Origin of the sequence: Serratia sp. (in: enterobacteria) (assembly GCF_046715635.1) — a bacterium.
Classification (GTDB): Bacteria; Pseudomonadota; Gammaproteobacteria; order Enterobacterales; family Enterobacteriaceae; genus Chania.
On record NZ_JBKJYW010000549.1, the window covers coordinates 1 to 4888 of the forward strand.

The 4888-nt window shown below is 44.0% G+C and carries 8 protein-coding genes and 3 pseudogenes; 8 read left to right on the forward strand and 3 right to left on the reverse strand.

Annotation, left to right across the window (positions count from 1 at the left end; genetic code table 11):
- The first annotated feature begins 9 nt into the window (after window positions 1-9).
- From ACLQ7H_RS28500 to ACLQ7H_RS28535, 8 genes are all read left to right on the forward strand, one after another.
- A complete protein-coding gene (locus tag ACLQ7H_RS28500; RefSeq protein ID WP_411753978.1) occupies window positions 10-87 on the forward strand; it encodes a hypothetical protein in 78 nt (25 codons plus the stop codon).
- 2 nt (window positions 88-89) lie between these two features.
- Window positions 90-617 carry a hypothetical protein gene (locus tag ACLQ7H_RS28505; RefSeq protein ID WP_114196131.1) on the forward strand — a complete coding sequence of 176 codons (528 nt, stop codon included), beginning with the start codon at window positions 90-92 and terminating at the stop codon, window positions 615-617.
- 13 nt (window positions 618-630) lie between these two features.
- Window positions 631-1005: a hypothetical protein gene (locus ACLQ7H_RS28510; protein WP_411755577.1), complete on the forward strand. Its 375-nt coding sequence runs from the start codon at window positions 631-633 to the stop codon at window positions 1003-1005.
- 66 nt (window positions 1006-1071) lie between these two features.
- Window positions 1072-1263 carry a DNA translocase FtsK gene (locus ACLQ7H_RS28515; RefSeq protein ID WP_411755578.1) on the forward strand — a complete coding sequence of 64 codons (192 nt, stop codon included), beginning with the start codon at window positions 1072-1074 and terminating at the stop codon, window positions 1261-1263.
- A complete protein-coding gene (locus tag ACLQ7H_RS28520; protein ID WP_411755579.1) occupies window positions 1263-1610 on the forward strand; it encodes a hypothetical protein in 348 nt (115 codons plus the stop codon). The genes ACLQ7H_RS28515 and ACLQ7H_RS28520 overlap by 1 nt, the downstream gene beginning before the upstream one ends.
- Window positions 1611-1618: 8 nt before the next feature.
- The gene (locus ACLQ7H_RS28525; RefSeq protein WP_411755580.1) at window positions 1619-1954 is read left to right on the forward strand and encodes a hypothetical protein; all 336 of its coding nucleotides are present in this window, start codon (window positions 1619-1621) and stop codon (window positions 1952-1954) included.
- Window positions 1955-2040: 86 nt separating this feature from the next.
- Window positions 2041-2481, forward strand: coding sequence for a hypothetical protein (locus ACLQ7H_RS28530; protein ID WP_411755581.1), 441 nt, complete (start codon window positions 2041-2043; stop codon window positions 2479-2481).
- A gap of 11 nt (window positions 2482-2492) precedes the next feature.
- Window positions 2493-2738 carry a hypothetical protein gene (locus ACLQ7H_RS28535; protein WP_411755582.1) on the forward strand — a complete coding sequence of 82 codons (246 nt, stop codon included), beginning with the start codon at window positions 2493-2495 and terminating at the stop codon, window positions 2736-2738.
- Between the two features lie 108 nt (window positions 2739-2846).
- On the opposite strand, the pseudogene ACLQ7H_RS28540 reads toward ACLQ7H_RS28535, so the two are convergent.
- The 3 pseudogenes from ACLQ7H_RS28540 to ACLQ7H_RS28550 all read right to left on the reverse strand — a co-directional run.
- Window positions 2847-3032: pseudogene (locus tag ACLQ7H_RS28540) on the reverse strand (IS630 family transposase); the annotation flags it as partial.
- A 1084-nt stretch (window positions 3033-4116) separates the two neighbouring features.
- Window positions 4117-4321: pseudogene (locus tag ACLQ7H_RS28545) on the reverse strand (IS630 family transposase); the annotation flags it as partial.
- Between the two features lie 281 nt (window positions 4322-4602).
- Window positions 4603-4888, reverse strand: a pseudogene (locus ACLQ7H_RS28550) (hypothetical protein); the annotation flags it as partial.

The following is a 4888-nucleotide window of genomic DNA, read 5'->3' on the forward strand; positions in this document are numbered from 1 at the left end:
GCCGGGGTATTGGGCATGACACCTGAACAGTTGTGGCCGAGTCGTTATCTCAACAAGGCACCCTCGATTCATGCCAAAAAGGGATAACAATGGCGACCACCATCACATCGGTAACGGAAAGCTTTGAGTACTTCTTCCATTCGCTGTACCGGCAGGAGTTTGTCAAAACACTACGGTTGAATGAATGCAGCGAAAGAGAACTACTTCCTTTGGTGCGTTGCTACCTATTAGGGTACTTTGCCGATGCAGTATCACCCGAGGTACAAGGGAAGCTACCGGGGACGATAACAGGGAATGGCTACATTGATTTTGTGATTGATGATGTGGCGGTTGAGTTTGCGGTACGCAAGCCCACAGCAGCGAAATCCACCGTCTCCGCGACCGTCAACAGCACGGAAATGAAGAAGCTGATGAAATATCCCGGCAAGGCGTTGCTGGTCTTGTTCGACTTCTCAACCACACCCTATACAGAAGCTCAGATAGAAGCTTTCCGTGATTGGCCCTCACTGGGGAAAGGCAACCATAAGAAATCAGCTTTCAACGTGGCTTACTTTTATGTGGAGAAACGCAAGCCGCTGACACTGAGGAGATTCGTTAAAAATATCCGTATCAACTGACAAGGAGTTAACAATGAAAAGCATGATAATCGTGGTCTTGGCTGGCAGCTTGTTTTGCAATATAGCGGTAGCCGCCAAAATGGAAGGAAAAACCTTTATCTACCAGAAACCCGATGGAGAAATCAGATTATCGGCTGTACCGGGTAATAACCAACAAGCAAGGTTCTCGATCAACACCAATGTGGATATGCACGTTTGTGAAGTGGAAGGGATTGCCACTGCTATTGCTGATACGCCGCAACACACAACCCTGCAATGGCGAGACAACGCCCAATGTTTGATTACCCTGACATGGGGCCAGAATCGCGTTAATGTCCAGGCTACAGAGGAATGCAATAGCTATTGTGGCATGAATGCCGGGAACTCATTGTTTGGCGTCTATAAGTAAACTCATTTTTCAAATGGCAATGTGTAATTAATTACTTATGCAAACCAGCATTTTATACGAGGGGTCATGCCAACTGAATTAAATAAAGACTCACTATTAGATCCACTTTATGATCAAGCGCTTAATATGCTCGTCAGTGGTGAGCTAAAAAATAATGTCACTGCCGTTCAACATCATTTCAGAATTGGGTATAACCGGGCGGCTAATCTGGTTGAGAAAATCAGGCAAGATAACATTTCATTGAATAAGGATAGATAATGTCTTTCATCGATAAGCTTAAAGAAAACCAGAAAAAGAATGAAGAGGCGGGCCGTAATGATCTTAATACGGTCAGACAAAAACTACTCAGCGGCGACTATGGCCTGACAAAGACGTTTTGGCTATGGTGGTTTATTCCTGCCGTGTTATTGTCAGTGATGGAGTTCGTTTCTGAATCAGCAGGGACAATACTCAGGATAGATGCTGGTATGCTGGTTTGGAGTGGCCTGATGTTCTTTTGCATTATGAGAACAACAGCTAATAAACTGTGGAAAGTGTTGGCGCTGCTGGTTATCGGTCTTGACTGCCTACTTTCTCTATTAGGCGTGGCATCATTCTTCCTGTGAGCGTTCCAATGAAACTGAGACTACTCTTCTCATGCATTGCCTTGATTAGCCTGTCTGGCTGTGATTCAGGCACACCAAAGTGTAACAGTGATGAGGCTAAAAATCTGGTGGTTAATATTGCCACCAAGGAAGCGGCCAAAACGTATTACAAACTTGATGGTGTGACAATCTCGGTGGAGAATGTCAGAACCGTAGAGCACCAAAGTAAGCTTGATGTGTACCAGTGCGCTGCCGATTTAAAGTTTGCTAATGCTGAAAAAGCCAACTCAATACCTATTACCTATCGCATTCAAAAGACCGATGACAACGGCGGTCAATTCTACATTAACGTATTCGGTTTATAACGTATAGGCGGCTGTCCATTTGATGGCCGTCAGATCATTTATACCCACCTGCATCCCTCCCTTCTAATTACATTGAGAGCAACCATATGAAAACCTATTATGTAGAAGGCAATGTTTGCCATTTGGATTTTTCAGTGCCTCCATTACTAGAGATGCCATCATTCGATCTTGAAGTGAATATATTTACTTGTAACCCGGAAATGATTGATGAAAGTAAGCTGCCCGGTTTCGAACATGATGTTTTCTATAACAAGATATCTTTCGCAGAAGAGTATGAGTTGCATAGCCATTATATAGATTTAAATATTCTCATCATAGATAGTCAAGAAAGCGAATATTTTATTGATATTGCCAGTGTATCAAAAGCCATCAATTTTGTTCTGGTGCATCCAGACTATCATTTGACAAGAGACATTCCAGACGCACATTTTATCCCGTGCTGGGATAATCCACATCGTGTATTGCATCATGTGATTTGTGCTGCATTTTATACCGGTGTGCTTGATAATCTTTCTAATGCTAATTAAGGTGACACACAATGGTCCCAATAAAAGTAAAAGCAATCATTACAGCTATTATCATCATTATTACTGCTGCTTTCTTATGGCTATTTCAGTCAGAAGATGAAACGCTAAAAATGCCACCCATAGGAAATAATACCCTTTACGTTCAATCGAGTTTACCGGGTGAATGCCGGGCAATCATTACCTCTATATTGGATGATATAAAATCAACACCTAATGAAATTCCATGTAAAGTGCAATTGAGATTAAAAGTTAAATGACCATATTTGGAAGAATGAAATAGATGTTTTTAATAGTCACCTGTTTTCATTTTTTATTTTAATCTATCAAATCTATATTTTTAATTTGATATAGCATCATATACATAGTTAACTTGAAGATGCATTTTCCAGCGTATGGAAGTTATCATTAATACGTCGGGACAACGTGGTAGGCAATGTATGGGCAAAAAATTCATTTATCGCTGCCCTGAAGGCCTTAGCAGTAGCGAAGTAACGGTTATTTCGTACCTCTTCGTTCATCACCTTCCACAACCGTTCTATCGGGTTCAGATGACGGCGAACCATCGTTTCATGGTTGTGTTGAGACTGCGCGTTCATCAGCGCTGACCATCTTTCAGAAGAAAGTAACACACAGTGTATTCTGTTGCGGACATGGTGGTCACGACTTTGACGTTGTAGCTATTCAAGAGCAATCTTCTGTTTTGCGGTCAGCTCTATTTTCATGGCTTTGAGAATGATCGCCATCGGCTGTAAAATCAGGCACATTCATAGATCACGGGATAAATCTGAATTTTTATGCCGGTTTGTGAGATGACACTCAAATTCCAGAGCACTCATGTTTACAACGCCATGTAGCAAAGCTATGTTGCGCTTGAAATTGTATATAAAATGGAATTTATAATATGGACAAGTTGCCTTTTGTATTAATACCTCAGAATATGCGGCGTGTAGCATTTGTCGTAGCGTTCCTTTCGGCAGCGCTGTCAGGATGTAGTAGTGGTGGTGGCGATGTCGATGCGACGACACTTAATCAGCTCTGGGCTGGTCGGCAGGTTGAGGATGCGATCAGCAAGCTGGGGGCACCAACCCAGACCAAACGAGATCCTCAGGGCAATGGCCAGGTTATGATCTGGGATCGTGATACTTCCTATAATTACAATAGGACGACAAGTGGTGGACAGGATGTCGTGGGGGTGATACCCAGTGGCCCGGGAGGGGCCGTGACTCCAATTCTCCAGGACACCCCGTCGAGAACCGAGACAAGAACCGCCTCACAGAGGTGTCGCATCCAGGTCGCTGTAAACGCCCAGAACAAAATAGTCAGCTTTTCCCTAAGCAACCCGGATTTGGTCATGAATACCGCCACGGCGGGGGCGACGGGTGCCATGGCTGGAGGGGTGCCCAGTACATGGGAATCCGTAAAAGTTGCGGTTATGGCGGGGGGAGTACTGGGCGGTTCGCAGCTATTAGGCGAAACGCGACAGAAGACATGTAGTGGGGTGGATCTGACACCGCCATGATAGTAGGTTGAGCAGACAGGCAAAGCCCGCGAGTCTGAAGGTTTAAAAACGAAAGATCGTGTGGTTTTGAAATGAGGTGCGGTGGTAATACACCGCATCCATATACCCAATAAACCTCAAGATGCCGTTTTGAGCACCTGAAATTTATCGTTAATTCGGGATGTCAATGAATCCGCTATTTCTGGAAGTGTTGTTCTGAAAAATTGAAAATCGCATCTCGAAAATCATGTTTGCTAGCAAAATAGCGATTGTTCTTGGCGTGTGTTCATTCATCACTTGCCGCAGCCGTTCTATCGCATTCAGATTCGGGCTGTTCGGCGGCGATAAATATCTTCACGGTGGAAAGCATGATCCTCAACGCGAACAAAATCAAGCATCTTCAATGATCACGGATATATGCCCTTGTAAAGTTGAGTATTGTTCAGACTACATAATAAAAATCACTTTTTACCAATAGCCAATCCATCACCATGCGCAACACATACAACTGAGTAGTGTTGGCCTGCCATTTCCATCAACCAGCAGAGTTAACCCGCCTACATGGCTTACAGATGTTATCTTGGCCCGATCTCTTTTGAAACCTCATTGATAAATGGACAACATTAAGGCCTGAGTGTCACCACATTCCCCAAACATTCGGTGGTTAGACTATTGGCTGTCATCGCATCCACGACGATCTGTGTATCCCCAACAACCTTAAATGTAAGTGGGGCGATCAATTGACCTTTTGCTGTGAAAGCGGATTGTAACGCAGTCTTGACCACATACAGCGCAGGAGCAGCGTCATCCAGCGCTTCAGAATCCCATTCAGCAGGAGTTACCAACTCGTTACGCCAACCTAGTACTTTGAGGCTTTCCAGCGTGTAGGTCAGCCTAAAAAGGTCACTT